A 26,500-nucleotide genomic window follows, 5' to 3' on the forward strand; every position below is an offset into this window, starting at 1 on the left:
GGTCGGGTACCGACACATCGTTCGAAGGACAGCCCACCGGGCGTCGGTCACATTGAGAGTCAGGCCCCAACCCACCGCAGATATCCAGTATCACCGGACACATTCATACTCACAGTCACATTGAGTGACCATGACAGGCCGCGACGGGAGGTGGGGAGGGGAAGGACGGAGGCGACTATCGACTTCGTTGAATTGGAATCCACAGTTCTCCCGCTCCCGAGGACCAGTTGGGGGAGGCCTCGGTGACGGTCAGGATTTCCGGTCCCGGGATCACTTCGTAGGGGTTGGAGGGGAACCATTCGCCGAAGGCGTCGGCCCACAGTTGTTGGAGTGCGGGGGCCAAGGCTGTGTCGCTGCTCGTCTGGAATACAGCCCAGGTCGATGCGGGTACGTCCAGGGTGTTCCACTCGGGTGGTGCGGGCGCAGTGCTGGCGACGGCGAAGTAGTAGTCGAAGAGACTGCCGTCTTCGCGGTCGGGCTCGAAGCCGTCGCTGACGAAGAGGATGTCCGGGAGTTCGGGGAGGTCGGCGAGGGCGCGTAATCTTTCGCCGGTTCCGGGGTCGAGGCTTCGATGGAACTCGGTCATGGCGGTGTTCTCTCCGCGATACCGAAGTGGGATTCGGGTGGCTTTGCCGACGATGTGGAATGGCGGCAGTTCGGTGATGCGGTATCGCATGGTGCTCCGTCCTTCGATGGTCAGGTGAAATGTCACCGCTGGTCTGGAACGAAGGATGGCTCCCGGTCGACGCGCTCGAGATGGTGTGAGGCCGTGCATGTCTCGGAATGCGCGAGTGAAAGCGTCGTTGGTGTAGCCGTACTTGGAGGCCACGTCGAGCACACCCATGCCGTCGAGCAGATCAGCTGCTGCCACCGTCATTCTGCGTTCACGGATGTACAGCGACAGCGATAGTCCGGCGAGCGCCGAGAACACGCGCCGAAAGTGATACTCCGATGTGAGGGTGATCCGAGCGAGCTCGGTCGGGTCGATCTCGCGGTCGAGATGGTCCTCGATGTAGTCGAGCGCCGCGTTCCACGTGTCGAGCATGTTGTTGACCTTCCTTCGTTCCGACTCGAACGATAGGAGCACTGAACCGATGGAGTCTCGACTTTCCGTGCCGCGGAAGGTCGGATTCAGATCGTGTGTAGGTGCCGCTGTTTCCGGCGAGAACGTGAGCGGATGAGTTCATCGGGTGCGCAGCGAGATTCGGCATCGGTAGGCCGATATACGATCAGCCGTAGATCCGGGTCGCCGAAGAACCATTGAATGTCAATTGCTGCCCACGGCTGCAGATCTGGGACTCGGCGTGGTTCCCTGGGCACCGCTGGGCGGCGGAGTGCTGACCGGAAAATACACCACCGCGGACCTCGCGACCCCGGGTTCCGATGCGCCGGCCGGAACTCGACGCGATCATGCGAAGGCGAACGGAACGCTGACGACGCGGGGGCTCGCAATCGCGGACGCCGTCGTCGACGTCGCGCGCCAACTCGGCGTGACTTCTGCTCAGGTGGCTCTGGCGTGGACGCTTCGGCATCCGTCCGTCGTCAGCTCCCTGATCGGCGCGCGAACTCCGGAACAGTTGCAGCAGAACATCTCTGCCCTCGTATCACCTTCGACGAATCCCACCTTCACACACTGCACGCAGCCAGCGATATCGACCTCGGGTTCCCGCACGAGTTCCTGATGAGACCCATGGTCCGGGGCGTCACCACCGGCCGCACCACGGTTCGACCCCGCCCCATCAGGGCCTGGTGATCGTCTGACTCGGCGGAGCGCGAAAGATCATGGGATCTCCGTCGTCGACGAGCTCGAACCCGGCACGCTCGAGCACCCGACGCGAGGCACTGTTTGCCCGATACACCTGCGCGACCATCGCAAGACCATCGGTGTGATCCTGCGCAAGGTCGAGCAGTTCGCCGGCGTAGCCACGACCCCATTGGGCCGGATCCACCCAGTATCCGACCTCGATGTGGTCCGATCGTCGAATCAGACTGAGCAAGCCGACGGGACGTTGCTCTTCGTTCATGCCGATGAACCACCTCGGCACGTCCGGCATCCGGGTGTCCCCAGCGCTCAACGGCCGCGCGAACCGACGGTCGAAATAGGCTCTGTTCCAAGCCGCTCCGTCTCCGATCCATCGAACGACCTCGACGTCCGATGCCATCGAGAACAGGAAATCTGCATCGGTCGGAACAGCGGGCCGCAACAGAATTCGCGTCACATCTCTCGGACCTGCGAAGTTAGGTCCCCGCCCGCATCCCCGGTGTTGACGGTGCCTGCTCTCTCGAACAGCAGAGCGGACACTTCCTCGACGGCCTTGGGGCAGTGTTCGACTCCTGCTGGAACGACGAAAACGTCACCGGGACCGAGAACGACATCACGGTCGCGAAGCTGAATGGTCAGTTCTCCGCTGTGGACGAAGAACATCTCGTCGGTGTCAGGGTGTGTGTGCCAGACGAATTCCCCGAGTAGCTTCACCACTTTGACATCGTGGTCGTTGATGCTGACGAGTCGGTGAGGTTGCCAAGGCTGCTCGATCATGTTTATCGCGTCGGAGACATTACGCACGTCACCGTCGGTGCCGCCGCTGTCGATGCTCATGGGGCTGCCCTTCGTCGTCTGTCGAGTCGACTGGGTGGAATTCTACCCAGGTCGCTTCCCGCCTTGGTGAACAGCTCGACACACTATGTTGCGCAGGAAGTTTGACTTCTGTCGGTCAGTGACGGTCCACTGGTTGCAGCGAGAGTCGGACGGTCGCGGGCAGACAAAGGGCAGTAGGCTGCTCATGACCTGAAGACGGTATCGACACGAACAATCCGCCGCCATAGAACTCTCGCAAGGAGGCCCGGCCACATGAATCTCGCCGATTACGACGTCCTGAGCTTCGATTGCTACGGAACGCTGATCGATTGGGAAGTCGGCATCCTCGAAGTGCTCAGACCATGGGCGCAGCAGGCCGGTTCGCGGTTGTCCGACGACGAGCTTCTTGCCGTCTACGCCGTCAACGAAGCTCAGGCGCAGCGCGATTCGCCCACTGCGCTGTACCCCCGGATACTGGCGGACGCCTTCGCGCGGACCGGCGGTACGTTGGGAATACCTGTCTCGGCCGAGTGGGCGAACAAGCTCGGTGCTTCCGTTCCGGAATGGCCGGCATTCGAGGACTCGGCCGACGCGTTGTCGTCTCTCGGCGAGAGCTACAAGCTCGTCATCCTGTCCAATGTGCATCGCGACGGCTTCGCGGGGAGCAGCCGTCGGCTCGGCGTGCAGTTCGATGCCATCGTGACTGCCGAGGACGTCAAGGCCTACAAGCCGGCCGACAACCACTTCGACGCGCTCGACTGAGTCCTCGAGACGCTGGGTGTCCCCCGATCACGACTACTCCATGTTGCGCAGAGCCTGTTCCACGATCACGTGCCGGCGAAACGGCACGGCATCGCCTCGGTGTGGATCGATCGTCGACACGATCGTCCAGGATGGGGAGCAACGCCGGAGCCGTCCGAGGAATACAGTGTCGACATGACGTTCCCGAGCATGGCCGCATTCGCAGCGGCGGCCCACGAGGCCCGCTCGGATGCGTAAGGTCTCCACACTGATCGGCTTCTCCCTCGGGCTCATCGCGTCGATCGGTATCGTCCTGTGGACCGGTGCGCCGCGTCGAGTGAATTACGCGTTCGTCGCAGGCCATCCGCAGTACTCGGAGTTCCTGGGTATGCCTGGGCAGCTCGCCGTCCTCGTCGTCGGTGTGCCTGTTCTCGGCGCAGTGCTCGGCTTCGTTGTAGGCGTGCTGATTTCGAGAGCTCGACGGAGAACCTGACTTCAGCGTTATTGTCCGCGAACGATATTCGAGCGCGAATGGCGATGACCCCGATGTATGCCAGCCGCACAGTGGCATACAAGGCAATCGAGGCCGATCAGACGACCGAGATGGTCGAGATACCAACGAGTGCTCGCATGGCCGACAGTCTCACACACGTCACCAATGCCAGGCGTCGCCTCCGACGTTCTGGATTGTTCGTTGCAGGACTTCGATGGTGGTGACGAAGTCGGCCTCACTGATGCCGTTCATTCTCTCGTCCTGCAGCATGTTCTGAAGATCGGCTGCGCTCCGGAACGTGTCGCGACCGTCCGGGGTGAACTTCAGGCTCGAATTCGATTCCACGATCCACCCCTTGGACCGCGCGGAGTCGATGGCCTCGACAATTGCGTCCGGAGTGTCGTTGTGCCCGATCTTCTCGATCGTCTCGCCACGATCGGCCCCGGCGGGATGTAGTGAGATCTGGTGTAGGAGCCACCATTCGGGTTGCGTGATGCCGATATCGTGGAGTGCTCCTCGGGTCCGTGCTCGAATCGCCTCTCCGGCGCGCGCGGTCCAGAACCCGATGGGCTGACGCTCTGGCGGTTGCATCGGTCTGTTCGTTGTCATGAGTGGAACTCTAAAACCTGAACCATACTTTAGGTCAAGGGTAGCGTCCCGACCGTGGACAGCCCATCAGGGAAGAAGCTGGTCGCGGTGCTCGCCGCAGTCGGTGCCTCGACAGGCGCTGCGGCAGCGGTGGTTTGGCATGTCGTCATGCCCGATCCGCAGGAACTGGGCGTGACCGACGTCCGGCCGAGTTGGTTTCCGGTGTCGCTCTATCTCGTCATGGCTCGGACCGACACACCGAGCGGCCCGCGGGTCGATATCCAGGACTACACGAACGAGTCGGTGATGTTCCCCGAGGAACTGGCGTGGAATGTCGATCCGTACTTCAGCACGCCGGTAGTTCTCGGCCACAAGTTCACGCTGTGGACCCCGACCGCACCGGGCGAACATTCGTTGATGGCCTACGAAACGTCAGCGGGCGGCCCGATTCGCACCGTCACCGTCAACCCGGCCACTCCGCTCGGACCGGGGTGCATCGTCGCGCCCTGAGCGAGGCTCTATTCGTCCGTACGAAGTTCGTCGACCAAGTTGAACAGCCGTCCCAGATAGTTGCTGTGGAAGACCTCCGTCGCCCGGATTTTGGCGTCGCCGTCGAGACCGAATTGCAGGTTGACGAGTTCTACCCCGATGGCAACGCGTCGAGCATCGAGATGTTCGAGTTCGGCCGCGAGTGCGTCGACCTTGGCAACCGGGGAGAGTTCGTTCGTCACCCCAGAATCGTAGTGCTCACCCCACGGCAGCGAGGAACTCGCTGTAGAACAACCCGAGTCCCAGCGCCGACGCGATGGCCGCGAACAGCCACAGTCGGATGATGACCGTCGTTTCCGCCCAGCCGGCCAGTTCGAAGTGGTGGTGAATCGGTGCCATTCGGAACGGCCGCTTTCCGGTGCTCTTGAACGAGGCGACCTGAATGACGACGGAGGCACTCTCGGCGACGAACAGGGCTCCGAAGACGATGGCGATCAGCTCGGTCTTGCTCACGATCGACAGTCCGGCGAGCAGCCCGCCGAGGGCGAGGGAGCCGGTGTCTCCCATGAAGATCTTGGCCGGGGCCGCGTTCCACCAGAGGAATCCGATGCAGGCACCTGCGGCCGCGGCGCAGACGACGGCGAGGTCGAGCGGATCGCGCACCTGGTAGCACCCGGCAACGGAGTTGGTCGCGCAGGATTGCCGGTACTGCCAGAACGTCATCACCGTGTACGCACCGAGGACGAGGGTCATCGACCCGGCCGCCAAACCGTCGAGCCCGTCGGTGAGGTTGACCGCATTGGACCACGCGACGACGAGGAAGACGCAGAACAGTACGAAGATGATCGGTGCCATGGTGAAGAACGTGGATTGGCGTACCAGTGACAGTTCGACGTTGCCCGGCGTCAGCCCGTTGCCGTTGCGGAACTGCAGCGCCAGCACGGCGAAGATCACTGCGGCACTGATCTGCCCGACGTACTTGCCGGTCGCCTTGAGTCCGAGGCTGCGCTTCATGCGGAGCTTGATGTAGTCGTCGAGAAATCCGACGATGCCGAGTGCCGTCGCGAGACCGAGAATCAGCAGGGCGGACGCCGACGGCCCGTCCCCACCCATGGCCACGAGGTGCGAGCCGAGGTAGCCGGCCCACAGACCGACGATGATCGCGACGCCGCCCATGGTCGGCGTCCCGCGTTTGGCGTGGTGGCTTGCCGGACCTTCGACGCGGATCTCCTGGCCGAAGCCCTGCCGGGTGAACAGAGCGATGAGAAATGGCGTCAACAGAATCGAGACCGCCAATGCGATTCCACCGGCGACGAGAATGTTGATCATGCGTTGAAGCCCACTCTTCCTCTGTGCTGCGGTTGCCCACCGGGTGCTACCGAGCACCGCGGGATACTGTGCCAAACGAATCGGCAAAAGTCGCATTGCGTGACGAAGGTGTTACTCACAGTTGATACGTACCCGGGGACACACCGACCAGTTCGGTGAACTCGCGGGTGAAATGCGCCTGGTCGAACCAGCCGTACCGCGCTGCCAACTCTGCCAGCGACCCGGTGTAGCCGTCGTCGAGGTCACGGACGGCGTCGTGAATCCGATACCGACCCAGGACCCACTTGGGCGTCGCACCGACATAGCGCTCGAACAACCGCTGCAGCCGACGGGTTCCGATGCCGCATCTGTCCTCCACCTGGCCGACGCGTATCAGCGTTCGATCACCGAGCATCGTGCCGATGACATCCAGGACGGTCTCGTACTCCGGCTCCACGTCACGGGTGTAGGGCGCGAGAGCCGCGTCGACGACGGTTCGGCAGTGGTCGACTTCCAGATGCCCACCCAGCTCGGCCAGTGCAGCGACGGTCTCGGCCCGGAACGGGGTCGGTGACGCCACCGGGACGTCGCGCAGGGTTCGCGCCACGGTGTCGGTGAAGCTGGCGTAACCGCCGGGCCGGAACTTGACGCCGAAGACCCACCCCGACTCGGCGAGGACGACGTCGAAGCGGTGCGTGAGCACCCCCGTCACGACCACCGGCTCGACGACGCCCTCGCGGGTCCAACCGTGCTCGACGCTGAGCGTGCAGGCCGGGTGCGGGAGCGTCGAGCTGCGATAGGACGTGCCGGACGGCAGATTCCATTGCAGCCGCCAGTAGTTCTCGACCCACGGCTCCAAGGATGGGGCACACGGCAGCCGAACGAGGTCGACGTATTGCGCCAGCTGATCCGGTCGCAGCACACCGGCCTGGGTGGTTGTCGCGTTTTTCCTATCCGGCACGCGCGTCAGTGTAGGAGTCTGGTCCGACACCGCTGTGGAGGAGGAACACCATGACCGAGACACCCGTTGCCACCCTGAAGATGGTCACCCTGGACTGCTCGGATCCCGAGGTCAGCGCCGCGTTCTGGTCGTCGCTGTTGGGCTGGAGCGTCGTCCATGCGGAGAAGGACTACGCGATGCTGCAGGGGCCGAGCAGCGCGCTCGGATTCGGTCGCATCGACGACTATCGGTCTCCCGCGTGGCCCAATGCCAACGGCAGCAAGCAGTTTCACTTCGATCTCGCGGTCGAGGATCTCGACGCTGCAGCGAGTGCGGCAGTGGAGCTGGGCGCGACACTGCCCGAGGATCAGCCGGGCGAGACCTGGAGGGTGTTGTTCGACCCGTCGGGGCATCCGTTCTGTCTGACGAATGCCGCGAACTGGGGCTGACGCGGCTAGCCTTGTGGTCGTGACACCACGTCTGGCAGGAATCGAAATCGTCGTCGCCGATATGGCCGCGTCTCTGGCGTTCTATCGTCTTCTGGGACTGGATATTCCGGCCGACGCCGATGCCGAGCAACACGTCGAGGTGGACCTCGGCGGGGTGCGCCTGTTGTTCGACCTGCCGTCGACCATCACCTCGTTCGATCCGACGTGGACGCCGCCCAGCGGGGGTCACCGCGTTGCGCTCGCTTTCGACTGCGGGACACCCGACGGGGTCGACGCAGTGTGGGAAGCGGTCACCGCGGCGGGGTACACCGGTCACCTGCAGCCGTGGGATGCGTTCTGGGGGCAGCGTTATGCCGTCCTGCACGACCCCGACGGCAGCACCGTCGATCTGTACGCGAACGTCTGAGGCGTCAGCTTTCGGGTTCTTCGCCGGTCGGTCCGCCTGCCAGTTCGACGGCGATATCGAGATGTCCGAGGTGGCGCGCATATTCCTGAAGTACGTGGAAGCAGATCCAGATCAGCGTCGGCTGCTCGTCGGTGAATCGTCCACCCAGAGAGGCCACTTCGTCCATTCGATGTGAGCTCAGTACCTCGTCGGTGAGCCGGGCGCCGTCGTCGAGCCTCTGCAGCAGCGCTTCGGCGTCCACCTCTGCCGGCACGTGCCACGAACCGTCCTTCTGGTCTCCCCACGGTGCATCGACTGCTCTGCCGAGAAATCCCCAGACGAACCAGCGCTGCTCCATGTGCACCAGATGGGTCAGCATCTGCAGCGGGGTCCATTTCGAGGGCACCGCTGTGGTGGTCAACGAATCGCCGCTCAGGTCCGTGATTCGCCGAACCAACTCGCCGCGATAGAAGCGCAGGTACTCGCGAAACAGGTCGGCGGGATCGGAGAGGTCGGAGTTCGGTTCGGGAAACGTCGTCAGCTTGGCCATGGCTTCTCTGGTCGTCGGGTAGTGGGCTGAGTGTCCACAATTCGGTTCGGCGGGCGGAAAACCGTCCGCAGACGAAAATTGTGGACACTGAGCGTTGTTGGCTTATTCGCTCGAGCGCTGCTCGCGGGCGATGCGGCGCTGTTCTTCGGCGCGGGCGCGGCAACGGCGCAGGAAGTCCTCGTCGCTTTCCTGCGACTGGGCAACGGCGCGTCCGGGTCTGGCGTCGTACTCGGGGAAGGCCGACGCGGTCCGGGATGCGCCGCTACCACCCCAGATGCCGCCGTTCTCGGGCCTGCCGACGAGGAGCCACGCAAGAGACCCGGCGAGCGGCAGAACGATCACGAGCAGCAGCCACACGATTTTCGGAAGGTGGCGGATGCCGGAGTCGTCGGCGGTGATGACGTCGATCAAGCAGAAGATGGACAGCAGCATGATCAGCAAGCCGAGGTACGGCACGGAAATCCTCCAGAGTTGTCAGACCATGCGGTCGGTCTTTCGCGACTATCAGATCACTCGTTGTACCGCGGATCAAGTGCTGGGACGTCAGGTGTCGTGACTCAGCCGAAAACGAGCAGCGCAGCCAGCGTCAGCATCATGATGCCGATCCCGAGGTCGAGAATCCGCCACGCCGCCGGCCTAGCGAACAGCGGACTGAGCACTCGTGAGCCGTAGCCGAGCGCGGTGAACCACAGAATGCTGCCCAGCATCGCGCCGACTGCGAACCACCACCGCAGGTCTCCCGGCTGACGGTTCCCGATCGAGCCGAGAAACACCACGGTGTCGAGATAGACGTGCGGGTTCAGCCAGGTCAGAGCCAGGCAGGTGGCGAGTGCGGCGATCAGTGAACCGCCACCGTGCACCTCCGCCGTCATCGACGATGGCGTGCGGGCCCGGTTCAGTGCCAGCAATCCGTAGATGAGCAGGAACAGCGCACCGAGGACGGTCACGACGCGCAGAGCTACGGGGAACCGGTCGACGAGTACTCCGATTCCTGCCACCCCGGCCAGGATGAGCACGGCGTCGGACAGGGCGCATACCGCCACCACCGGCAACACATGGGTGCGTTGCAAGCCCTTGCGCAGGACGAATGCGTTCTGGGCTCCGATCGCGACGATGAGGGAGAGTCCGACGCCCAACCCGGTGAGGGTCGATTGTGCGGCGGCAAGCGATGTCATGACTCCAACGCTAGGAGGGCACACCGATTAGGTCCAGCGAATGTATTTCAGGAATGATTAGCGTATCTTCATTTGGTGGAGATCGAGCAGCTCAGGGCTCTGAAGGCTGTGGTCGACGGCGGAACGTTCGAGGCCGCGGCTCGCGCGCTGTACGTGACACCGTCGGCAGTGAGTCAGCGAATCAAGTCCCTCGAGCAGTCGTTGGGCCGGACCTTGGTGCAACGAAGCAAACCGGTGGTGGCCACCCAATCCGGCATTGCGGTGCTGCGTCTGGCGCGCCAGATCGATACGTTGACCGACCAGACTCGGGCGGAATTGAACGACGACGGCATGGCTGCTCCGATTTCCCTTGCCGTCAATGCGGATTCGATGGCGACCTGGGTGTTGCCGGCACTCGCGCCACTGGCGTCCCAGACGACCTTCGACCTGCATCGGCAAGATCAGGATCGTACCGCTCAACTGCTGCACGACGGGATCGTCTCCGCCGCAATAACGTCCGTGGCCAGTCCGGTTCGTGGCTGCACTGTTCGACGCCTCGGTGCGATGCGCTACCGGCCGTCGGCCACGCCTGAATTCATCGAACGGTGGTTCCCTACAGGTGTGACGGCCGCCGCGTTGCGCGTCGCCCCGGTGGTCGTGTTCGATGCCGACGACCGGTTGCAGGACACCTACTTACGCCGCTTCGGTATCGACCACGACGAGCCGCCCCGCCACCTGGTGCCGGCCTCTGCGGACTACGCGCAAGCCGTCGATCTGGGCTTCGGCTGGGGCATGATTCCCGATCTGCAGGCTCGCGACTCGCTGAAGTGCTTCGACGACAACGGAATCGACGACGTGACGCTGTACTGGCAGCAATGGTCGCTGTCGTCTGCGGCACTTCAGCGGACGGCCGACGCCGTGGCAGAGGGCGCAGCACGAATGCTGTTGTAGGCGTTTGCGATCTGCCGCCGCCCGATAATCGCTGTACCCGCAGAGTTTCCGTCGCTATCTTGTGCCGATGACCATTCGCTATCACGTGACCTCGGTGCTCAACCGTGAGTCGATTCGGCAGCACGGACTCGACTGGCGTCGCATGGGTGCTGCTCGCGGTATTGCCGGTAGCCACCAGCCCGAGCAGGAAGGTTGCTTTCTGGCAGCCGATGCGTGGGAACGTGATTGGTTCGTTGGCATGAACAACACCGGAGGTCCGGTCGATGTCTGGGAGGTCAGCGGCGTCGAAGACGGTGATCTGCGGCAGTCGCCGGAGAACTTCTACTTCCGTCCAGGTGCCATTCCGACGTCACAGATTCGATTGGTGCAGAAGGACATCGAGCCCGAGCGCTAGAGCATGCTCAGCACCCGGTCGATGGACTCGACTGCCTGTGTCAGTTCGGCTTCGGTGATCGTCAGTGCAGGGCGGAATCGCACTGCCGCGTCGCCGCAGCCGAGCGCCAGGACATGTTCCTCGGTACGCAACAGTTCGATCACTCGGTCGCGGGTGGAGGCGTCGGGCAGGGAGAAGGCGCACATCAGACCGCGTCCGCGGACCTCGGATACAACTGAGTGTCGAGTTGCCAACTCCTGCAGCATCGTCAGCAATACGTCTCCGAGCTGACCGGCACGAGAGATGAGCTTGTCGGATTCGACGACTTCCAGGATTCGACGCGACCGCACCATGTCGGTGAGGTTGCCGCCCCACGTCGAATTGATGCGTGAGCTGACGGCGAAGACGTTGTCTTCGATGTCGTCGACGCGACCGCCGGCCATCACGCCGCACACCTGGACCTTCTTGCCGAAGGCGACGACGTCCGGGACGACGTCGAGCTGTTGGAACGCCCATGCGGTGCCGGTCATTCCGGCTCCGGTCTGCACTTCGTCCATGACGAACAGTGCATCGAACTCATGGCAGAGCGTGCGCAATTTCTGCAGGAATCGAGGCCGGAAATGATGGTCCCCACCCTCGCCCTGGATGGGTTCGATGATGGCGCAGGCGATGTCGTGCGGACTGGCCTCGAACGCCGCCCGCGCTGCTGCCAACGATGCGTCCTCGAGTTCGTCCATGTTCGCGTCGGATCTGATGAACGGGGACGGAATTCTCGGCCAATCGAACTTCGGGAATCGTGCGACCTTGTTGGGGTCGGTGTTGGTCAAAGACATCGTGTACCCGGAGCGGCCGTGGAACGCGTGCTCGAAGTGCATCACCTGTGAGCCCAGGGATGGATCGATGCCGTTGCGCTCGTTCCAGCGTGACTTCCAGTCGAAGGCGACCTTCAGCGCGTTCTCCACCGCCAAGGCGCCGCCTTCGACGAAGAACAGGTGGGGCAGTCGATCGTCACCGAGGACCCGCGCGAACGTGTCCACGAACCGTGCCATGGGGACGGTGTAGATATCGGAATTGCTGGGCTTGTTCATCGCCGCCTGCATGAGATCCGCCCGAAAGTCCGGGTCGTCGATCAGAGCGGGGTGGTTCATGCCGAGGGCGTTGGACGCGAAGAACGTGAACAGGTCCAGGTAGCGGGTGCCGTCCCTGGCGTCGACCAGGGTGGACCCGGTCGAGGCATCGAGGTCGAGAACCAGCTCGAAACCATCGGCCAGAAGGTGTTCACCGATCACGTCGCGGACGTTGGCGGCGTCGATGGTCACTCCGGTGCGCTGTAATACTTGCGTCATGAGGTCGAAGATACGCGTTAAAATTGCGTAAGCAAGTCCATATGACAGGAAATTATACGGTTGTGACCGTCATCGGTAGGCTGATCTCCGACGGTTCGGTTCTCTTGACGGAAGGTGTACGCGCATGTCTGCATCCATCACCCACGACGAGTTGAGTGTGCGCACTCGCGCCATCCTCGACCGGCTGGGTGCCACGATCGCGCTCGACGCCCCCGCGGGACCCGACTCGATCATCGCGCGGTCGCCGATCACCGGTGGGAATCTGGCGTCGCTGGCGTCGGCCTCTGCGTCCGATGTCGAGACCGTTGTCGCCGACGCGCGCACCGCGTTCGTGTCGTGGTCGCAGGTGCCGGCCCCCGTGCGTGGTCAGGTGATCAGGGAACTCGGTGAACTGCTGCGCGTACACAAGGAGGATCTGGGCGCGCTGGTGTCCATCGAGGCCGGGAAGATCGTCTCCGAGGGACTCGGTGAGGTGCAGGAGATGATCGACATCTGCGACTTCGCCGTCGGACTCTCGCGTCAGCTCTACGGCAACACGATTGCCACCGAGCGGCCCGGGCATCGCATGATGGAGCAGTGGCATCCGCTCGGGGTCGTCGGCGTCATCACAGCCTTCAATTTCCCTGTCGCGGTGTGGAGTTGGAACACCGCTCTTGCGCTCGTCGCAGGCGATACCGTCATCTGGAAGCCGTCGGAGAAGACTCCGCTGACCGCCGTCGGAGTGCAGGCACTCTTCGAGCGCGCTGCGGCCGCGGCCGGAGTCGACCCCAAGATCGCGCAGCTGGTGATCGGTGATCGCGCGTCCGGCGAAGCGCTGGTGGATGATTCGCGGGTGGCGTTGGTCTCGGCAACCGGTTCGACGAGGATGGGCCGGGCCGTCGCGCCTCGCGTCGCCGAGCGATTCGGCCGGGTGTTGCTCGAACTCGGTGGCAACAACGCCGCGATCGTGACGCCGTCGGCCGATCTCGATCTGACCACGCGTGGGCTGGTGTTCTCGGCGGCGGGTACGGCCGGTCAGCGCTGTACCTCGCTGCGACGCGTCATCGTGCATGCCTCCGTCGCGGACGAACTGGTCGGCAAGCTGGTCGCGGCTTACGAGACGCTGTCGATCGGATCTCCCTTGGCCAGTGACACTCTGGTGGGCCCGCTCATCGACGCCGGTGCGTTCGCGGGGTATCAGAAGGCGCTGGAGGCTGCGGTGTCCGACGGCGGAACAGTGGTCGTCGGCGGTGAGCGGGTGAATGTGGTCGACGAGTACTCGTTCTACGTCCAGCCTGCGATCGTGACGATGCCCGCGCAGACCGACATCGTCAAGCACGAGACGTTCGCGCCCATCATGTACGTGCTGACGTACGACACGCTCGACGAGGCCATCGCACTGCACAACGATGTGCCGCAGGGTCTTTCGTCGTCGATCTTCACCACGGACCTCCGTGAGGCGGAGCGCTTCCTGTCCGCTGCCGGCTCTGACTGCGGTATCGCCAACGTCAACATCGGACCCTCCGGCGCGGAAATCGGCGGTGCCTTCGGCGGCGAGAAGGAGACCGGCGGCGGCCGCGAATCCGGTTCGGACGCGTGGAAGGCCTACATGCGTCGAGCGACGAACACGGTCAACTACTCCAACGAACTGCCCCTGGCGCAGGGAGTGAAATTCGGCTGACGGCATGATCGGCAGTATGAAAGTACTGTCGATGATCCTCGCCGGCTTCGTCGTCGGCTATGCGATCAGTGATATCCGACCGTCCTACTCCCTGCTGAGCAGCACGGCCGAATTCGGTTCACCGGCAACGATCGTCAACGGGCTCACCGTCCTCGCGCTGACCGCGTGCCTGACCAGCGTCGCGCTGGCGCGTTGGAATGCACGGGGTGTGCTCGTGTTGGCGATAGGAGCTGTATTCGTCGTCGTGTTCCGGACAGTCGGCATGGTGACCGGATTGGTCGGCGACTGGGCCGGCGCTGTGGGAGCAGGCGCCCTGCTCGGCGCGTCCGCCGTGCTGGCGGGGCGACATCGCGGAGCACAGGCATCGCTGGCGGTCGCCGCTGTCGGAGCCGGTCTTCTCGGTAGAGCGCTGGATGCCTTGCTGCAAGCCGACGACGGCCCCGTGTTCGTGTGGGATGTCGTCGGTGCCGAGGACGCGGTGGTTCCGGAGCGGGCGATCATCATGGTGCTTGCGGCTCTGGGTGCGGCGATCTCGCTGTACGTGGCACACCGCGACGTGGCTTTGCAGTCGCACGAGACCCGAAGAATTCTGCTGGTCGGTCTTCCGTTGCCTGTGGTTGCCGGTGTTCTGAACTGGTTCGCCGACGGTCACGACAGTGGGGAAGCCGTGTGGCTCGGTGCACTCGCCGGTATGACGGCCATTGCGCTGTTGGCGTCGTTCGTGTTTCCGGGTCGGGACGGGCGCGTGCTGTTGGTGCTGTTCGCGTCGGCGACGGTCGGTTCGATGGGATTCGCCGTCGAGGATTCGCTGCAATTGGCCTCAAGTGCCGCGTTGCTGGTCGTCGGAGCGGGGATCGGCTACCGGTGGCCGCAGATTTACGTCGGACTGGGCGGGCTGTTCGTCGTTGCAGGCGCATCCCTGGTCGAGGGCTACCTCGATCTGCCGTCGGTGTCGCAGTTCGCCCTGCCGTTCGTCGTCGCGTACGCACTGGTGTCCGTGCTGTCTGCTGCGCCGGGTTCATTGGCCGTCGCGTTGCCTGCGCTGTTCACCATGACCCTGCCGGTGACGGTGTACGCCGCAAGCTCGCAGATCGCCTCTACCTACGACCGCGCAGTCGCCACGCGCACGATCGAGCCCGACCACCTGGTGTTGTCGGTCGCCGGGCTGGCGGTCGTTGCAGTGGTGACGGTTGCCTGCGCGGTGCTGATGCGTCGGCCCGCCGTCGAGAGCGGCGATAGCTGAGCGAACGGTCGAACACGACTCCCGAAACGCCCGACCGGTCTGGGCACCGTGGCCGTAGCCTGCAGGTGATGTCCGATCACAGCGGGAACACAGATCTGCCCGACGACGCCTCCGACGTGACACTGGGGTTCTTCCTCGCCGTTGCGGTGTTCTTGCCTTCGTATTTCGGCGCGACACTCATCACCGACGCGTTGCTGGGCCGAGTAGGACTGCCGCTGTCCCCGTTATTGTGGCTGTTCGTGGCGATACCGCTGGCGACAGTCATGGTGCATGTGGAAGATCGGATCCAGAGCCGTTCCGACTGGGAACGAATCAAGGGGTTCTGGTACGGCGGCGGCGTCGGCGCACTGACTCTGCCGCCGCTGGCGCTCGCACTGCTCGCGCCGCTTCCGACGTTGACCGGTCTCGACCGTGGCGGTCCGTCGATGGTGGTGTTCGTGGCGGTGGCGCTGCTGATCGTGGGCATCGTGGTCCGAGGGAAGCTACGCGGCACGGCCTGATTCCAGTCAATTCGACTGCGCCACTCTCGACGTGAAAACACACGAGCCCGCCCACCCGATGATTGCGGTGGACGGGCTCGTGAGCGATCTGCGAGCAATGGACTACGGCGTGGGTGCAACCTCGGTGGTCGTCGGAACCGCGGTCTCGGTTGCTGTTTCGGCAGCCGACTCGGTCGCGGTGACACAGAGCGGCGGTGCGCCCTCGACGGGGGTCTCACCCTCGACGGGGACGGTGCACTCGGGGGTTGCGACCGGCTCGGATGCCGGTGCCGGTGACGGTGCCGGTGCTTCTGCCGCGGGTGCAGGCACAACCGGAACCGTGGTGGTCACGACGGGCGTCGAGGTTGCCGGCGCGGTCGTCGTGGCCTTCGGGGTTGCCGTGGCCGAGGTGGTCTTCGGGGCCACGATCGTCTCGACCGCTGCACGTCCGGCCTTCTCCTGCACCTCTTTGGTCTTCACCGGCTCGCCCCTGTTGGCCTGCTCGGCCAGCTGGGTCAACCACGCCGCGGCGTACTGCACCGAGGTCAGCGGCTTGCCGTTGGCAGCATCGGCGTCACGCCAGTAATCGAAGTGGTGTCCCGATCCGGGTGCAAGGGTGAGGCCGTACGGGTCGTTCATGATCACCGGAACGGTGTTCTGGTTGGAGGAGATGAAGCCAGTGATCTCGCGGAAGATCTTCTGCGGCAAGTACACGAGGTCCACCATCTGACCGGTTTCGATCGGCTCCTGCTCGCCGTCGACCGTGGCCGAGACGGGGGTGGTGACTGCGCCGGGCTTGTAGTTGGGCTCGGACACCTTGATCAACACGTCGAGGAACGTCTCGTCGCTCTGCATCCAGTTGGGCTGCGAGGCGATGTCGTTGAAGGCGTTGACTGCGATGCGTCCCAGTGCCAGTGCCAGATCTGCACCGGTGGCGGGGGTGAGCTGCTCGTTCTGCAGTGCGTCGGCATTGACCTGACGACCGACGTTGGCGGCCAGGTGAATCAGTGACGTGTTCTCCGGCAGTGCGCAGGTGAGGTCGCCGTCGGAGCAGAAGGACGCCACTCGGCCGTCGAGCGCGCCGAATCCGCCGGAAGTGCCGGGCAGTGCACCCTGGCCGGGAATTGCGCTGTTGCCGTTCTGGTATTTGGTGTCGAAGCCGTCCGGGTTGCTGAACGGGTTGTCGGCACCGGGGAACGGACCCTCGCCAGCGACGCGACCTGCATCGGCGAGAATGACGACTCCGACGACCTGCGAGGGGTCGATGATGCCGTACTTGCCGTCCTGAGGAACGGTCTGGTTTCCGATCTCCATTGCGGTGCGACGGGCGACGTCCGCGCCCTCGCTGTAGCCCACGATGGCGAAACGTGTCTGCGGGCAGGACGCCGAGATGGACTTCATGATGGTCTGCGAGTTGGTGACGCCGGTCTGCACGGCGTTCTCGTAGCTCGCCATGTCGGCGGGGTATTCCACGTAGACGGCGGCGTACGAATCGGCATCGACCTTCCCGATCGGCGCACGCACCGCCTGGTCGATCCAGTCACTGGTGTAGTCGCCCGACATTGCTGCGGGAAGTCGCGTGCCATCGGGAGTCGTGAGCCACTTGACGCCCTCGCGGGGTGTGTCGCTGCGTCCGCCGATGGCGATGCTGACCATGTCGTAGCACGTTGCCGTCGACACCAGTTCGATGGATGCTTCGGTGGTCGCGGACGGAGCCGACCACGGTGCGGCCACTACTACTCCGGCACCGAGTGCTCCGATCGCGAACGCGCTCAGCGCAACGCGCACACGCTTCGACTTGCCAACATTCATGTTTTCGATCCCCATCACGTCCGCCCGAACCGATCCCGACTGCAGTTGCCAGTGGGTTACCCGGGATTTCGTCGGTCGGGTCGTTTGCGTTACAAAGCGCATCATTTACCGTCGTACGCATGGCTTTTCACCCTCGAATGACATCGACGGAATTCGACCTGCCCGACGGCACCCACTGTGTTCTGCGTGAGGCGGTGGCGTCGGACCTCGAATCGATCGTGGCATTGCTGGTCGACGACCCGCTGGGTGCGACGCGTGAGTCCGCCGAAGACATGAGCAGGTATCGGAGTGCATTCGAGGACATTGCTTCGGACCCACGGAACCTGCAGGTGGTCGTGGTGCACGGTGATGCGGTGGTGGCAACGCTGCAGTTGACCGCCATTCCCGGGCTTGCGCGAGGGGGAGCGCTGCGAGCGCAGATCGAAGCCGTTCGGGTGGACGCGCGGTGGCGCGGCCGGGGACTCGGCGGTGCGCTGATCAGGTGGGCGATCGCTGAGGCCGAGCGGCGTGGGTGCGCTCTGGTGCAGTTGACCTCCGACGCCAGCCGAACGGACGCCCATCGCTTCTACAGAAGCCTGGGCTTCGTCGATTCCCATGTCGGCTACAAGATGCACCTCGAACCTACCGTTTAGATACCCTGGGGGGGTAGGGTAGCGATGTGAACTCAGGACGGCAGGAACTCGACGCACCCACCAGGCTCGTCGGCTTTGTCGTCGGGATTGCGTTCCTGTTCTTGGCGGCCCTGTTCGTCGGCGACAAGATCGGACCCGACGTGCAGGCGACGGCAGCAACGCCGCACCCCGACCACGGCGCGCACGACGAGACCACTCCCTCGGCCGCAGTGCCTGCCGGGCTGCAGGCGACCCAGGACGGCTACACACTGTCGCTCGATCGGGTCGTGGTCGAGTCCGGCCCCGACGTACCGCTCGCCTTCACGATCAGCGGACCGGACGCGGCTGCTCTGACCGACTACGACGTCGTGCACACCAAGGAACTGCACCTCGTCGCCGTGCGGCGCGATCTGACGGACTTCCAGCACGTACATCCGACGCGTGACGCGTCGGGAACATGGTCGACGGCTCTCGATCTCACCCGACCCGGGCCGTACCGGCTGTTCGCCGACTTCACTCCGGCCGGCGGGGAGAACATCACCCTGGGAACGGAGCTGACCGTTCCCGGTGACTATCGGCCGGAGCCCCCGAGTACACCGAATGTGACATCGAGTGTCGACGGTTACGACGTGACGCTCGCCGGCGCGGTGGTCGCGGGGGAGGAATCCACGATTGCATTGACCATCGATCAGAACGGCCGTGAGGTCACCGACCTGGAGCCGTACCTCGGCGCGTACGGACACCTGGTGGCCCTGCGCGCCGACGACCTCGCCTACCTGCACGTACATCCGGAGGACGGGCCGCCGGGGCCGACGGTCGACTTCGCCGTCGACGCACCGACCGCGGGAACATATGCGCTCTATCTGGACTTCCAGCACCGGGGAGTCGTGCACACCGCCGAATTCGTCATCGAAGTAGAAGGGAATCAGGGATGAGTACGGAAACCGAACTGATTCTGGGTGGCATGACCTGTGCGTCGTGCGCCAACCGCATCGAACGCAAGCTCAACAAGCTCGACGGAGTATCGGCGACGGTCAACTACGCCACCGAGAAGGCGCGCGTCACCAGTGACGGCGTGGCCACCGACGAGCTGATCGCGGCCGTCGAAGCCGCCGGCTACACCGCCACTCTTCCCGCGGCCGAACCAGCCGACGAACTCCCCACCGATCCGCTGAAGCAGCGCCTGATCGTCTCGGCGGTGCTCAGCGTGCCGGTGATCGCGATGGCGATGATTCCGGCGTTGCAGTTCACCAACTGGCAGTGGTTGTCGTTGACTCTCGCCGCGCCCGTGGTCGTGTGGGGCGCACTGCCGTTTCACCGCGCGGCATGGACCAACCTTCGGCACGGCACCTCGACCATGGACACCCTCGTCAGCATGGGCACCCTCGCGGCGTTGGGGTGGTCGCTCTACGCACTGTTCTTCGGCACCGCAGGCACACCAGGCATGACGCATCCGTTCGAGTTCACGATCGCGCGGACGGATGGGGCGAGCAACATCTACCTCGAGGCCGCGGCGGGTGTGACCACCTTCATCCTGGCCGGGCGATGGTTCGAGAGCCGGTCCAAGCGTCAGGCCGGGGCGGCGCTGCGTGCCCTCATGGACCTCGGTGCAAAGACGGTTGCCGTACTGAAAGACGATAGGGAACAACAGATTCCGATCGAGCAGTTGGCCGTCGGCGACCTGTTCGTCGTTCGTCCGGGCGAGAAGGTAGCCACCGACGGCACCGTCGAGAGCGGATCCTCGGCCGTCGACCGATCGATGCTGACGGGCGAATCCGTGCCCGTGGAAGTCGGCGTCGGCGACACCGTGGTCGGCGCGACGCTGAACGTGGGTGGCCGAATCACCGTGCGGGCGCAGCGAATCGGTTCCGATACTCAACTCGCCCAGATGGCGAAGGCCGTCGAGGACGCGCAGACCGGCAAGGCGCAGGCGCAGCGATTGGCCGATCGCATCTCCGGGATCTTCGTACCGATCGTCATCGCGATCTCTGTCGCGACGCTCGGATTCTGGCTCGGCGCAGGCAGTTCCGCAGCCGGTGCGTTCACCGCTGCGGTTGCAGTGCTCATCATCGCGTGCCCGTGCGCGCTCGGACTGGCCACACCCACGGCACTGATGGTCGGCACCGGTCGGGCGGCGCAACTCGGCATCCTGATCAAGGGTCCGGAAATTCTCGAATCCACGCGACGCATCGATACTGTCGTGCTCGACAAGACAGGAACCGTCACCACCGGTGAGATGACACTGCAGTCGGTGCATGTGGCCGACGGCGAGGACGAGAACGTGGTCCGTGCCGTGGCAGCGGCGTTGGAATCGGGTTCGGAGCACCCCATCGCCCGCGCCATCGCGGATTCGACCCAGGCCATGACCGTCGAGGAATTCACGAACCTCGACGGCCTCGGGGTGCAGGGCGTCGTCGATGGCCGGGCCGCGGTCATCGGGCGCCGCTCGTTGTTGGCCGACTGGTCGATGCCTCTACCGGCGGAATTGGCCGACGCCTTCGAGACGGCCGAAAACGAGGGCCGCACCGCCGTCGCCCTCGGCTGGGACGGAAGGGCCCGCGGCGTGCTGGTGGTCTCGGATGCGGTGAAGCCGACCTCGAAGCAGGCCGTCGCGGAACTCCGCGCACTCGGCCTGACTCCTGTCATGCTGACCGGCGACAACGAGGCCGCCGCGCGCACGATCGCCGCCGAGGTGGGAATCGACCAGGTCATCGCCGGTGTCCTGCCGACGGGCAAGGTCGATGCCGTCACCGACCTGCAGGCGTCGGGCAAGGTCGTGGCGATGGTGGGCGACGGCATCAACGACGCGGCCGCGCTGGCCACGGCCGACCTGGGTCTCGCGATGGGTACCGGTACCGATGTGGCGATCGAGGCCAGCGACCTGACGTTGGTGCGTGGTGATCTCCGGGCCGTCGGCGACGCCATCAGGCTCTCCCGGCGCACGCTGAGCACCATCAAGGGCAACCTGTTCTGGGCCTTCGCCTACAACGTCGCGGCGATCCCGCTGGCCGCGGCGGGCCTGCTCAACCCGATGCTCGCGGGCGCTGCGATGGCGCTGTCCTCGGTGTTCGTGGTGAGCAACAGCCTGCGGTTGCGCCGCTTCCGCTCCTCGATGTGACCGGTTGGTAGCAGCGAACGGCTTGCTAGTACAGGATGGAGCCATGTCCGACGCACACGATGTCCCCATCCGCGACGAATCGATCAGACTGGGTCAGTTCCTCAAGCTCGCCAACCTCATCGAATCCGGTGCCGAGGCGAAGGGTGTGATCGCCGACGGTTTGGTCAGCGTCAACGGGGATGTGGACGTGCGGCGCGGACGGCAGTTGCAGCACGGTGATGTCGTATCGGTCCAGGGTGGGCCCTCTGCCCGCGTGAGCAAGGAAGAGGCACTGTGAAGGTCGGTAAGAGCGGACTGCCGCGCAACGAAGTTCCCGGGGCATTCGACGTTGGAGCGAAGGCGTACGACCGACTCGTCGGAGCGAACCCCGGTTACCACGAACACCTGCTCAAGTCGGCCAAGCGGCTGCGGATCCCGAACCTGGGGGCAGGCCTCCGTCTGCTCGACATCGGTTGTGGCACCGGCGCATCCACCGCAGCGCTGCTCGAAGCCGCGCCGCATGCGGAGATCGTCGCCGCCGACGCGTCGGCCGAGATGCTCGACGTCGCGCGGAGCAAGGAGTGGCCGTCGAACGTGACGTTCGTGCACTCACGCGTCGAGGATCTGGCGATGAACGGGGTCGACGGCCCGTTCGACGCCATTCTCGCTGCGTACCTCATCAGGAACGTCGACGATCCGGACACGGAGCTGAAATCGCTTCTGTCGCTGCTGCGTCCGGGCTCGACCATCGCATTCCACGAGTACTCCGTGCATGATTCGCTGCGGGCCAGGATCTCCTGGAACGTGGTGAGCTGGGGCATCATCATTCCGCTCGGCTGGCTGGCGACGCGTGATGCGACCCTGTACCGGCATCTGTGGCGCAGCGTGGTGACCTTCGACGGCGCATCGGCCTTCATGCGGCGGATGCAGCGTGCCGGCTACACCGGTGTCGCCAGAGAAACCATGACCGGTTGGCAGAACGATGTGGTGCACACGTTCCTCGGTTCTCGTCCCGCGGAGGAAGAGCGTTGACCGATTCGAAAAAGGTCACCCATGCTGCCGCGCAGGGCTATTCCAGTGCCGGTCAATTGGCGGACATACCGCACGTGGTGGTGGTCGGTGGTGGTATCGCAGGTTTGAGTGCTGCGACCGCACTGGCCGAGCGCGGGGTGAAAGTGCACGTGGTCGAGCGCGAGAGCTACCTCGGTGGTCGCGTCGGCGGGTGGGATACGACGCTCGACGACGGCTCGCCCGCGACGATGAGCCGCGGCTTCCATGCGTTCTTCCGGCAGTACTACAACCTCAGAAACCTGCTGCGGCGCACCGATCCGGGGCTGGCCCGGTTGCGTCCGGTCGACGACTACCCGCTGATCGATGGCGACGGCCGAATCGACGGATTCAAGGGGCTGCCGGAGACGCCGCCGCTCAACGCCTTCGCGTTCGTCAAGCGCAGTCCGACGTTCCGGTGGAAGGATCTCACCGACCTCAACGGCATTGCCGCGCTGCCGCTGATGACGGTGAGTGTGCCCAAGACCTTCGACGAGCTGGACACCACTCCTGCCGCAGAATTTCTGCGCAACATCAACTTCCCCGAGGCAGCACGGCACCTGGCGTTCGGAGTGTTCTCCCGAAGCTTCTTCGCCGACCCCGAGAAGATGTCCGCCGCCGAGCTGGCGATGATGTTCCACATCTACTTCCTCGGCTCCTCCGAGGGGTTGATCTTCGACGTTCCCCGTGACCCGTACCCGCAGGCGCTGTGGAACCCGTTGGGGGACTACCTCACCGGTCTGGGCGTCGACATCAGAACCTCCACACCGTGCGGCGAGATCACCCGCGGCGGTTTGCGCAAGTTTCGCGTCGACGCAGGCGGCATCATCGACGCCGACGCGGTGGTACTCGCCACCGACATCGCCGGACTGCAGCGAGTGCTCGAGCAGTCCACGGAGCTCGGGACGCCGGAGTGGCGCGAACAGATTGCGGCCCTGCAGAACACGCCGCCGTTCCTGGTGCACCGAGTCTGGTTGAGCAAGGCCGTCAACGCTGATCGTCCCGCCTTCATCGGCACCGGTGGTATGCCCCCGATCGACAACATCAGTGTGCTCGAACGATTCGAGAACGAGGCGGCGCAGTGGGCTGCCCGCACCGGCGGCTCCGTCGTCGAACTGCACGCCTACGCCGCCGAGGAATCCGAGGAGGTCACCCGGCAGCAGCTGATGGATCGGATGCACGAGATCTATCCGGAAACCGCTGCTGCAGAGGTCGTCGCAGAGCGATCCGAGTGGCGCGACGACTGCCCCATGTTCGGCCTCGGCGCGTTCGCCGAACGCCCGACCGTCCGCACCCCCGAACCCGCACTGGTACTCGCGGGTGACGGCATCCGCATCGACCTGCCGGTGGCACTGATGGAACGTGCGGCCACCACCGGTCTGCACGCTGCCAACACGCTTCTGGCGAGTTGGGGTATCACCGGTCACGACATCGAAACAGTGCCCACGAGTGGACGATTCAAGATGTTCGACGCCATCGAGAGGCTCATGAACAGGTGAGTTCCGGCATGCGGATCGAGATCGACGATCTGTCGCGTCCGCACGTGCATGCGCTGCTCACCGAGCATCTCGCGGACATGCACGCCACCTCGCCTGCCGAGAGTGTGCACGCCCTCGATCTGTCGGGTCTGCGCGGATCGGACGTCATTGTGTGGACTGCTTGGGAGGCGGACGTACTGCTGGGAATCGTTGCTTTGAAGGAGCTTTCACCCGATCACGGTGAGCTGAAGTCGATGCGGACTACGGGGGCGGCGCGGGGCCGCGGTGTGGCGTCGAGTCTGCTCGTTCATGTTCTCGACGACGCGCGCCGACGCGGGTACGGGCGGGTGAGCCTGGAGACGGGAACTCAGGACTATTTCGCCGCCGCCCGCAGGTTGTATGCGCGGCATGGATTCGCCGAGTGCCCGCCGTTCGCGGACTACGTGGTGGATCCATCGAGTGCGTTCTTTTCGTTGTCCCTGTAGATGTTCCGATGAGAAGGGCCGGCACCGAGTGTTCGGTGCCGGCCCTTCTCGTCAGGCTGCCTGCTGTGAATGCGGATAGAGATCGTCGTCGAGAGGTTCTACTCGACATTGATCGAGCAGATCCGCCGTCGAGCACTCGCGCAAGCCCGTCTCGACACCTACCACCGTGCGCCACCACTGCTCACGGTCGGTCGATTCCGTCCACACCACTGCCTCGGATTGCATAGTGCATCACCCCCATTGCCGTGTCGTGGTCGGTTCGGTTCAGGCCGGCTCGTGTTCGATGGACTTCTGCTCGCTGGGCGACTCGGCGCGAGTGATGTCGATCTTTCGAGGTTTCGCACGCTCGGCGAGTGGAATCGTCACCGACAGAACGCCGTTGTCGTAGGACGCAGCGATGCGTTCGGTGTCGACACCGTCACCGAGTGAGACCTGGCGACGATAGGTTCCGGCGAAGCGCTCCGAGGAAATCCACTGCACACCCGAGCTTTCCGGTGCCGAACGATGCGCGGTGAGCGTCAAGGTGCCGCGATCGACGTCGACGTCGATGGATCCCGGGTCGATGCCGGGCAGATCGGCGCTGAGTACGTAGTGATCATCGACCTTGTACAGATCCATCGGCATGAAACGTGGCGCGCGGTCCGAACCGGAAGAGACACCCAGCATCGCCGAGGCCAGTGAATCGACGTCACGGAACGGATCGAATCGAAGCACAGCAACCACCTCCTGTACGCAGATGCGCTCACCCCTGTGGTGAGTCGCTCCTGAACTGTGCAGAACAAAAATTAGCACTCTCCTGTGGTGAGTGCCAAGAGTGTTCTGCTACTTTCTCAGAAAATTTTCAGCACCAATAGTGCTGCGGCGCAGCAGGGGTCGGGCTCGCGGCCCGACTGGCTGACAATGATCGGTCGCGGGCTCCATCACCGCTTACACTCACGCTGGTGATGACCATCGTGCCGTACGACGAGCAGTACCGAGCCGAGGTGCTTGCGCTGTCACTTCGCGCATGGGAACCGGTGTTTCCGCTCGTGCAGGAGTCCGTCCCTCCGTTCGTGTACGACTGTTTCTATCCGGCGGGGTGGAGAGCGCGTCAGTACGACGATCTGGCGGCCGTCGTCGACGACGAACCCGAGAACGTGGACGTTGCTCTGGACGGTGACAGTCCGATCGGCTGGGTCTGCACCCGACTGCACCCCGACGACAACATGGGTGAGGTGTATGTCCTCGTGGTCGATCCAGCCCGGCAACGAGACGGCATCGGACGAGCGCTCATGAATGGATCGTTCGAAAGGGTGAAGGCAGCCGGACTGCGGATGATCATGGTAGAGACCGGTGATGATCCCGGCCACGCGCCAGCGCGAGCAGCCTATGAGGCGAACGGTTTTCAGCGATGGCCTGTTGCTCGGTACTTCAAGGATCTTGCCGACGGTACGTAGCGTGGTCGGGTCGGAAGTTCTCGACGACGTTTTCCAGGCCTTGGCCGATCCGACGCGGCGCGCGGTTCTGGGTCGGCTCGGGTCGGGACCGGCAACTGTGGGGAAGCTCGCCGAACCGTTCGATATGACGTTGCCGTCGTTCATGAAGCACATTCGTCTGCTCGAACGCAGTGGCTGGATCGGTACGCGCAAGGTCGGCCGCGTCCGTGCGTGCTCGATCGAGCGAGCCAACTTGGACGTGGCCGGACACTGGCTGGAAGACCAACGGGCCGTCTGGGAATCCCGGACGGATCGCCTCGAACAGTTCGTCACCGGCTCCTCGAAAGAAAGTGAAGCGCGATGACGTTCATTGATTCTGCATTGGACCTGACCATCTCCCGCGTCATCAAGGCGCCACGCGCTGCAGTCTGGAGTGCGTGGACGGACCCGTCGAAATTCGAGAAGTGGTGGATCCCCGCGCCCGCGTTGTGCCGCGTCGACGCCTGGGATCCTCAGCCCGGTGGTGCCTTCCGAACGCTGATCAGCGAATCCGGTGGCGACTTCGCGCCGCACATCGACGGTTGCTTCCTGGCCGTCGACGACGGTGAGCGCATCGTGTTCACCAACTCGCTCGTCGAAGGGTGGCGGCCGGCACCGCAGCTGTTCATGACCGCGGTGATCACCCTCTCCGACCACCCCGACGGAACCAACTACCACGCCCACGTGATGCACCGCAACGAAGAGGACCGAAAGATGCACGAGGAGTACGGCTTCCACGACGGCTGGGGGACCGTCATCGCACAACTCGCCGAGTTCGTCGAAGGCTAG

Annotated in this window: 36 protein-coding genes; 22 read left to right on the forward strand and 14 right to left on the reverse strand. The window is 64.2% G+C overall.

Going from position 1 to position 26,500, the window contains the following annotated elements:
* Positions 1-175: 175 nt before the first annotated feature.
* Positions 176-1,045 (reverse strand): helix-turn-helix domain-containing protein, encoded by an 870-nt coding sequence (locus tag MTX35_RS14950; protein WP_243595741.1) that lies wholly within the window; start codon positions 1,043-1,045, stop codon positions 176-178.
* Between the two features lie 226 nt (positions 1,046-1,271).
* Between MTX35_RS14950 and MTX35_RS14955 the strand changes: the two genes are divergently transcribed.
* Positions 1,272-1,682: an aldo/keto reductase gene (locus MTX35_RS14955; RefSeq protein ID WP_243595742.1), complete on the forward strand. Its 411-nt coding sequence runs from the start codon at positions 1,272-1,274 to the stop codon at positions 1,680-1,682.
* 57 nt (positions 1,683-1,739) lie between these two features.
* On the opposite strand, the gene MTX35_RS14960 is transcribed toward MTX35_RS14955, so the two are convergent.
* Positions 1,740-2,219, reverse strand: a complete 480-nt coding sequence (locus MTX35_RS14960) for a GNAT family N-acetyltransferase (protein WP_243595743.1) — start codon at positions 2,217-2,219, stop codon at positions 1,740-1,742.
* Positions 2,216-2,539 (reverse strand): cupin domain-containing protein, encoded by a 324-nt coding sequence (locus MTX35_RS14965; RefSeq protein ID WP_243595923.1) that lies wholly within the window; start codon positions 2,537-2,539, stop codon positions 2,216-2,218. The genes MTX35_RS14960 and MTX35_RS14965 overlap by 4 nt, the downstream gene beginning before the upstream one ends.
* A 312-nt stretch (positions 2,540-2,851) precedes the next feature.
* Here MTX35_RS14965 and MTX35_RS14970 point away from each other — a divergent pair, with 312 nt between their 5' ends.
* The 3 genes from MTX35_RS14970 (at position 2,852) to MTX35_RS14980 (ending at position 3,812) form a co-directional block, all read left to right on the forward strand.
* On the forward strand, positions 2,852-3,340 hold the full coding sequence (locus MTX35_RS14970) for an HAD hydrolase-like protein (RefSeq protein WP_243595744.1): 489 nt from the start codon (positions 2,852-2,854) through the stop codon (positions 3,338-3,340).
* A 69-nt stretch (positions 3,341-3,409) separates the two neighbouring features.
* A complete protein-coding gene (locus MTX35_RS14975) occupies positions 3,410-3,577 on the forward strand; it encodes a hypothetical protein (protein ID WP_243595745.1) in 168 nt (55 codons plus the stop codon).
* Complete coding sequence (locus MTX35_RS14980; protein ID WP_243595746.1) at positions 3,570-3,812, forward strand: hypothetical protein; 243 nt, start codon at positions 3,570-3,572, stop codon at positions 3,810-3,812. The genes MTX35_RS14975 and MTX35_RS14980 overlap by 8 nt, the downstream gene beginning before the upstream one ends.
* A gap of 159 nt (positions 3,813-3,971) precedes the next feature.
* Here MTX35_RS14980 and MTX35_RS14985 read toward each other — a convergent pair whose 3' ends face one another.
* Entirely contained in the window at positions 3,972-4,421 is a 450-nt protein-coding gene (locus MTX35_RS14985) for a MarR family winged helix-turn-helix transcriptional regulator (protein ID WP_243595747.1), read from the reverse strand.
* Between the two features lie 54 nt (positions 4,422-4,475).
* On the opposite strand from MTX35_RS14985, the gene MTX35_RS14990 reads away from it, so the two are divergent.
* Positions 4,476-4,910, forward strand: coding sequence for a hypothetical protein (locus MTX35_RS14990; protein ID WP_243595748.1), 435 nt, complete (start codon positions 4,476-4,478; stop codon positions 4,908-4,910).
* Between the two features lie 8 nt (positions 4,911-4,918).
* Here the strand turns inward: MTX35_RS14990 and MTX35_RS14995 are convergent, their stop codons facing one another.
* From MTX35_RS14995 to MTX35_RS15005, 3 genes are all read right to left on the reverse strand, one after another.
* Positions 4,919-5,131 carry an oxidoreductase gene (locus tag MTX35_RS14995; RefSeq protein WP_243595749.1) on the reverse strand — a complete coding sequence of 71 codons (213 nt, stop codon included), beginning with the start codon at positions 5,129-5,131 and terminating at the stop codon, positions 4,919-4,921.
* Positions 5,132-5,147: 16 nt separating this feature from the next.
* The gene (gene mraY, locus MTX35_RS15000) at positions 5,148-6,218 is read right to left on the reverse strand and encodes a phospho-N-acetylmuramoyl-pentapeptide-transferase (protein WP_243595750.1); all 1,071 of its coding nucleotides are present in this window, start codon (positions 6,216-6,218) and stop codon (positions 5,148-5,150) included.
* A gap of 115 nt (positions 6,219-6,333) precedes the next feature.
* On the reverse strand, positions 6,334-7,158 hold the full coding sequence (locus MTX35_RS15005) for a helix-turn-helix transcriptional regulator (RefSeq protein WP_243595751.1): 825 nt from the start codon (positions 7,156-7,158) through the stop codon (positions 6,334-6,336).
* Positions 7,159-7,208: 50 nt separating this feature from the next.
* On the opposite strand from MTX35_RS15005, the gene MTX35_RS15010 reads away from it, so the two are divergent.
* Positions 7,209-7,586: a VOC family protein gene (locus MTX35_RS15010; protein ID WP_243595752.1), complete on the forward strand. Its 378-nt coding sequence runs from the start codon at positions 7,209-7,211 to the stop codon at positions 7,584-7,586.
* On the forward strand, positions 7,567-7,992 hold the full coding sequence (locus MTX35_RS15015; RefSeq protein ID WP_279395978.1) for a VOC family protein: 426 nt from the start codon (positions 7,567-7,569) through the stop codon (positions 7,990-7,992). The genes MTX35_RS15010 and MTX35_RS15015 overlap by 20 nt, the downstream gene beginning before the upstream one ends.
* 4 nt (positions 7,993-7,996) lie before the next feature.
* Here the strand turns inward: MTX35_RS15015 and MTX35_RS15020 are convergent, their stop codons facing one another.
* The 3 genes from MTX35_RS15020 to MTX35_RS15030 all read right to left on the reverse strand — a co-directional run bounded on the left by MTX35_RS15020 (position 7,997) and on the right by MTX35_RS15030 (position 9,696).
* Entirely contained in the window at positions 7,997-8,521 is a 525-nt protein-coding gene (locus MTX35_RS15020) for a DUF664 domain-containing protein (RefSeq protein WP_243595754.1), read from the reverse strand.
* A gap of 102 nt (positions 8,522-8,623) precedes the next feature.
* Entirely contained in the window at positions 8,624-8,977 is a 354-nt protein-coding gene (locus tag MTX35_RS15025; RefSeq protein WP_243595755.1) for a PLD nuclease N-terminal domain-containing protein, read from the reverse strand.
* Positions 8,978-9,078: 101 nt separating this feature from the next.
* Entirely contained in the window at positions 9,079-9,696 is a 618-nt protein-coding gene (locus tag MTX35_RS15030; protein ID WP_243595756.1) for a LysE/ArgO family amino acid transporter, read from the reverse strand.
* Between the two features lie 72 nt (positions 9,697-9,768).
* Here MTX35_RS15030 and MTX35_RS15035 point away from each other — a divergent pair, with 72 nt between their 5' ends.
* Both MTX35_RS15035 and MTX35_RS15040 read left to right on the forward strand, forming a co-directional pair.
* Positions 9,769-10,626: a LysR family transcriptional regulator ArgP gene (locus MTX35_RS15035; RefSeq protein ID WP_243595757.1), complete on the forward strand. Its 858-nt coding sequence runs from the start codon at positions 9,769-9,771 to the stop codon at positions 10,624-10,626.
* Between the two features lie 67 nt (positions 10,627-10,693).
* On the forward strand, positions 10,694-11,020 hold the full coding sequence (locus tag MTX35_RS15040; protein ID WP_243595758.1) for a hypothetical protein: 327 nt from the start codon (positions 10,694-10,696) through the stop codon (positions 11,018-11,020).
* Here MTX35_RS15040 and lat read toward each other — a convergent pair.
* A complete protein-coding gene (gene lat, locus MTX35_RS15045; RefSeq protein ID WP_243595759.1) occupies positions 11,017-12,345 on the reverse strand; it encodes an L-lysine 6-transaminase in 1,329 nt (442 codons plus the stop codon). The two genes, MTX35_RS15040 and lat, sit on opposite strands and share 4 nt — an antisense overlap.
* Before the next feature lie 124 nt (positions 12,346-12,469).
* Here lat and MTX35_RS15050 point away from each other — a divergent pair, with 124 nt between their 5' ends.
* The 3 genes from MTX35_RS15050 to MTX35_RS15060 all read left to right on the forward strand — a co-directional run bounded on the left by MTX35_RS15050 (position 12,470) and on the right by MTX35_RS15060 (position 15,748).
* Positions 12,470-14,005 (forward strand): aldehyde dehydrogenase family protein, encoded by a 1,536-nt coding sequence (locus MTX35_RS15050; protein WP_243595760.1) that lies wholly within the window; start codon positions 12,470-12,472, stop codon positions 14,003-14,005.
* Between the two features lie 16 nt (positions 14,006-14,021).
* Entirely contained in the window at positions 14,022-15,248 is a 1,227-nt protein-coding gene (locus MTX35_RS15055; protein WP_243595761.1) for a hypothetical protein, read from the forward strand.
* Between the two features lie 68 nt (positions 15,249-15,316).
* Positions 15,317-15,748 carry a hypothetical protein gene (locus MTX35_RS15060; protein ID WP_243595762.1) on the forward strand — a complete coding sequence of 144 codons (432 nt, stop codon included), beginning with the start codon at positions 15,317-15,319 and terminating at the stop codon, positions 15,746-15,748.
* A gap of 102 nt (positions 15,749-15,850) precedes the next feature.
* Here the strand turns inward: MTX35_RS15060 and MTX35_RS15065 are convergent, their stop codons facing one another.
* Positions 15,851-17,554, reverse strand: coding sequence for a cutinase family protein (locus MTX35_RS15065; RefSeq protein ID WP_374230303.1), 1,704 nt, complete (start codon positions 17,552-17,554; stop codon positions 15,851-15,853).
* A gap of 104 nt (positions 17,555-17,658) precedes the next feature.
* On the opposite strand from MTX35_RS15065, the gene MTX35_RS15070 reads away from it, so the two are divergent.
* Genes MTX35_RS15070 through MTX35_RS15100 form a run of 7 tightly spaced genes read left to right on the forward strand, consistent with a single transcriptional unit; the run spans position 17,659 to position 24,257 of the window.
* Entirely contained in the window at positions 17,659-18,171 is a 513-nt protein-coding gene (locus MTX35_RS15070) for a GNAT family N-acetyltransferase (protein ID WP_243595764.1), read from the forward strand.
* Positions 18,172-18,197: 26 nt separating this feature from the next.
* Complete coding sequence (locus MTX35_RS15075) at positions 18,198-19,085, forward strand: hypothetical protein (protein WP_243595765.1); 888 nt, start codon at positions 18,198-18,200, stop codon at positions 19,083-19,085.
* On the forward strand, positions 19,082-21,268 hold the full coding sequence (locus tag MTX35_RS15080; protein ID WP_243595766.1) for a cation-translocating P-type ATPase: 2,187 nt from the start codon (positions 19,082-19,084) through the stop codon (positions 21,266-21,268). The genes MTX35_RS15075 and MTX35_RS15080 overlap by 4 nt, the downstream gene beginning before the upstream one ends.
* Before the next feature lie 43 nt (positions 21,269-21,311).
* Complete coding sequence (locus MTX35_RS15085; protein WP_032397061.1) at positions 21,312-21,545, forward strand: RNA-binding S4 domain-containing protein; 234 nt, start codon at positions 21,312-21,314, stop codon at positions 21,543-21,545.
* Positions 21,542-22,279: a class I SAM-dependent methyltransferase gene (locus tag MTX35_RS15090; protein WP_243595767.1), complete on the forward strand. Its 738-nt coding sequence runs from the start codon at positions 21,542-21,544 to the stop codon at positions 22,277-22,279. Before MTX35_RS15085 ends, MTX35_RS15090 begins: the two co-directional genes overlap by 4 nt.
* On the forward strand, positions 22,276-23,793 hold the full coding sequence (locus tag MTX35_RS15095) for an NAD(P)/FAD-dependent oxidoreductase (RefSeq protein WP_243595768.1): 1,518 nt from the start codon (positions 22,276-22,278) through the stop codon (positions 23,791-23,793). The genes MTX35_RS15090 and MTX35_RS15095 overlap by 4 nt, the downstream gene beginning before the upstream one ends.
* A gap of 8 nt (positions 23,794-23,801) precedes the next feature.
* Complete coding sequence (locus MTX35_RS15100; RefSeq protein WP_243595769.1) at positions 23,802-24,257, forward strand: GNAT family N-acetyltransferase; 456 nt, start codon at positions 23,802-23,804, stop codon at positions 24,255-24,257.
* A 51-nt stretch (positions 24,258-24,308) separates the two neighbouring features.
* Here MTX35_RS15100 and MTX35_RS15105 read toward each other — a convergent pair whose 3' ends face one another.
* Together MTX35_RS15105 and MTX35_RS15110 are read right to left on the reverse strand one after the other, a co-directional pair.
* Positions 24,309-24,482: a hypothetical protein gene (locus MTX35_RS15105; protein WP_243595770.1), complete on the reverse strand. Its 174-nt coding sequence runs from the start codon at positions 24,480-24,482 to the stop codon at positions 24,309-24,311.
* Between the two features lie 39 nt (positions 24,483-24,521).
* The gene (locus MTX35_RS15110; protein WP_243595771.1) at positions 24,522-24,971 is read right to left on the reverse strand and encodes an Hsp20/alpha crystallin family protein; all 450 of its coding nucleotides are present in this window, start codon (positions 24,969-24,971) and stop codon (positions 24,522-24,524) included.
* Between the two features lie 230 nt (positions 24,972-25,201).
* On the opposite strand from MTX35_RS15110, the gene MTX35_RS15115 reads away from it, so the two are divergent.
* From MTX35_RS15115 to MTX35_RS15125, 3 genes are read left to right on the forward strand one after another with little or no spacing between them, the layout of a single operon-like run.
* Entirely contained in the window at positions 25,202-25,693 is a 492-nt protein-coding gene (locus tag MTX35_RS15115) for an N-acetyltransferase (RefSeq protein WP_243595924.1), read from the forward strand.
* 1 nt (position 25,694) lies between these two features.
* Positions 25,695-26,036, forward strand: coding sequence for a helix-turn-helix transcriptional regulator (locus tag MTX35_RS15120; RefSeq protein WP_243595772.1), 342 nt, complete (start codon positions 25,695-25,697; stop codon positions 26,034-26,036).
* Positions 26,033-26,500, forward strand: coding sequence for an SRPBCC family protein (locus MTX35_RS15125; protein WP_243595773.1), 468 nt, complete (start codon positions 26,033-26,035; stop codon positions 26,498-26,500). The genes MTX35_RS15120 and MTX35_RS15125 overlap by 4 nt, the downstream gene beginning before the upstream one ends.

This window comes from Rhodococcus sp. ARC_M12, from assembly GCF_022810385.1.
GTDB lineage: Bacteria > Actinomycetota > Actinomycetes > Mycobacteriales > Mycobacteriaceae > Rhodococcoides > Rhodococcoides navarretei.

Excerpts from the sequence above, each read along its gene's own strand:
- lat (WP_243595759.1), bottom strand. The coding sequence starts at position 12,345 with ATGACGCAAGTATTACAGCGCACCGGAGTGACCATCGACGCCGCCAAC.
- MTX35_RS14950 (WP_243595741.1), bottom strand. The coding sequence starts at position 1,045 with ATGCTCGACACGTGGAACGCGGCGCTCGACTACATCGAGGACCATCTC.
- MTX35_RS15065 (WP_374230303.1), bottom strand. The coding sequence starts at position 17,554 with ATGGGGATCGAAAACATGAATGTTGGCAAGTCGAAGCGTGTGCGCGTT.
- MTX35_RS15060 (WP_243595762.1), top strand. The coding sequence starts at position 15,317 with ATGTCCGATCACAGCGGGAACACAGATCTGCCCGACGACGCCTCCGAC.
- MTX35_RS15100 (WP_243595769.1), top strand. The coding sequence starts at position 23,802 with ATGCGGATCGAGATCGACGATCTGTCGCGTCCGCACGTGCATGCGCTG.
- MTX35_RS14985 (WP_243595747.1), bottom strand. The coding sequence starts at position 4,421 with ATGACAACGAACAGACCGATGCAACCGCCAGAGCGTCAGCCCATCGGG.
- MTX35_RS15080 (WP_243595766.1), top strand. The coding sequence starts at position 19,082 with ATGAGTACGGAAACCGAACTGATTCTGGGTGGCATGACCTGTGCGTCG.
- MTX35_RS15030 (WP_243595756.1), bottom strand. The coding sequence starts at position 9,696 with ATGACATCGCTTGCCGCCGCACAATCGACCCTCACCGGGTTGGGCGTC.
- MTX35_RS15020 (WP_243595754.1), bottom strand. The coding sequence starts at position 8,521 with ATGGCCAAGCTGACGACGTTTCCCGAACCGAACTCCGACCTCTCCGAT.
- MTX35_RS15015 (WP_279395978.1), top strand. The coding sequence starts at position 7,567 with ATGCCGCGAACTGGGGCTGACGCGGCTAGCCTTGTGGTCGTGACACCA.
- MTX35_RS15040 (WP_243595758.1), top strand. The coding sequence starts at position 10,694 with ATGACCATTCGCTATCACGTGACCTCGGTGCTCAACCGTGAGTCGATT.
- MTX35_RS15125 (WP_243595773.1), top strand. The coding sequence starts at position 26,033 with ATGACGTTCATTGATTCTGCATTGGACCTGACCATCTCCCGCGTCATC.
- MTX35_RS15055 (WP_243595761.1), top strand. The coding sequence starts at position 14,022 with ATGAAAGTACTGTCGATGATCCTCGCCGGCTTCGTCGTCGGCTATGCG.
- MTX35_RS14965 (WP_243595923.1), bottom strand. The coding sequence starts at position 2,539 with ATGATCGAGCAGCCTTGGCAACCTCACCGACTCGTCAGCATCAACGAC.
- MTX35_RS15050 (WP_243595760.1), top strand. The coding sequence starts at position 12,470 with ATGTCTGCATCCATCACCCACGACGAGTTGAGTGTGCGCACTCGCGCC.
- MTX35_RS14980 (WP_243595746.1), top strand. The coding sequence starts at position 3,570 with ATGCGTAAGGTCTCCACACTGATCGGCTTCTCCCTCGGGCTCATCGCG.
- MTX35_RS15070 (WP_243595764.1), top strand. The coding sequence starts at position 17,659 with ATGGCTTTTCACCCTCGAATGACATCGACGGAATTCGACCTGCCCGAC.
- MTX35_RS15085 (WP_032397061.1), top strand. The coding sequence starts at position 21,312 with ATGTCCGACGCACACGATGTCCCCATCCGCGACGAATCGATCAGACTG.
- MTX35_RS15105 (WP_243595770.1), bottom strand. The coding sequence starts at position 24,482 with ATGCAATCCGAGGCAGTGGTGTGGACGGAATCGACCGACCGTGAGCAG.
- MTX35_RS15115 (WP_243595924.1), top strand. The coding sequence starts at position 25,202 with ATGACCATCGTGCCGTACGACGAGCAGTACCGAGCCGAGGTGCTTGCG.
- MTX35_RS14970 (WP_243595744.1), top strand. The coding sequence starts at position 2,852 with ATGAATCTCGCCGATTACGACGTCCTGAGCTTCGATTGCTACGGAACG.
- MTX35_RS15010 (WP_243595752.1), top strand. The coding sequence starts at position 7,209 with ATGACCGAGACACCCGTTGCCACCCTGAAGATGGTCACCCTGGACTGC.
- mraY (WP_243595750.1), bottom strand. The coding sequence starts at position 6,218 with ATGATCAACATTCTCGTCGCCGGTGGAATCGCATTGGCGGTCTCGATT.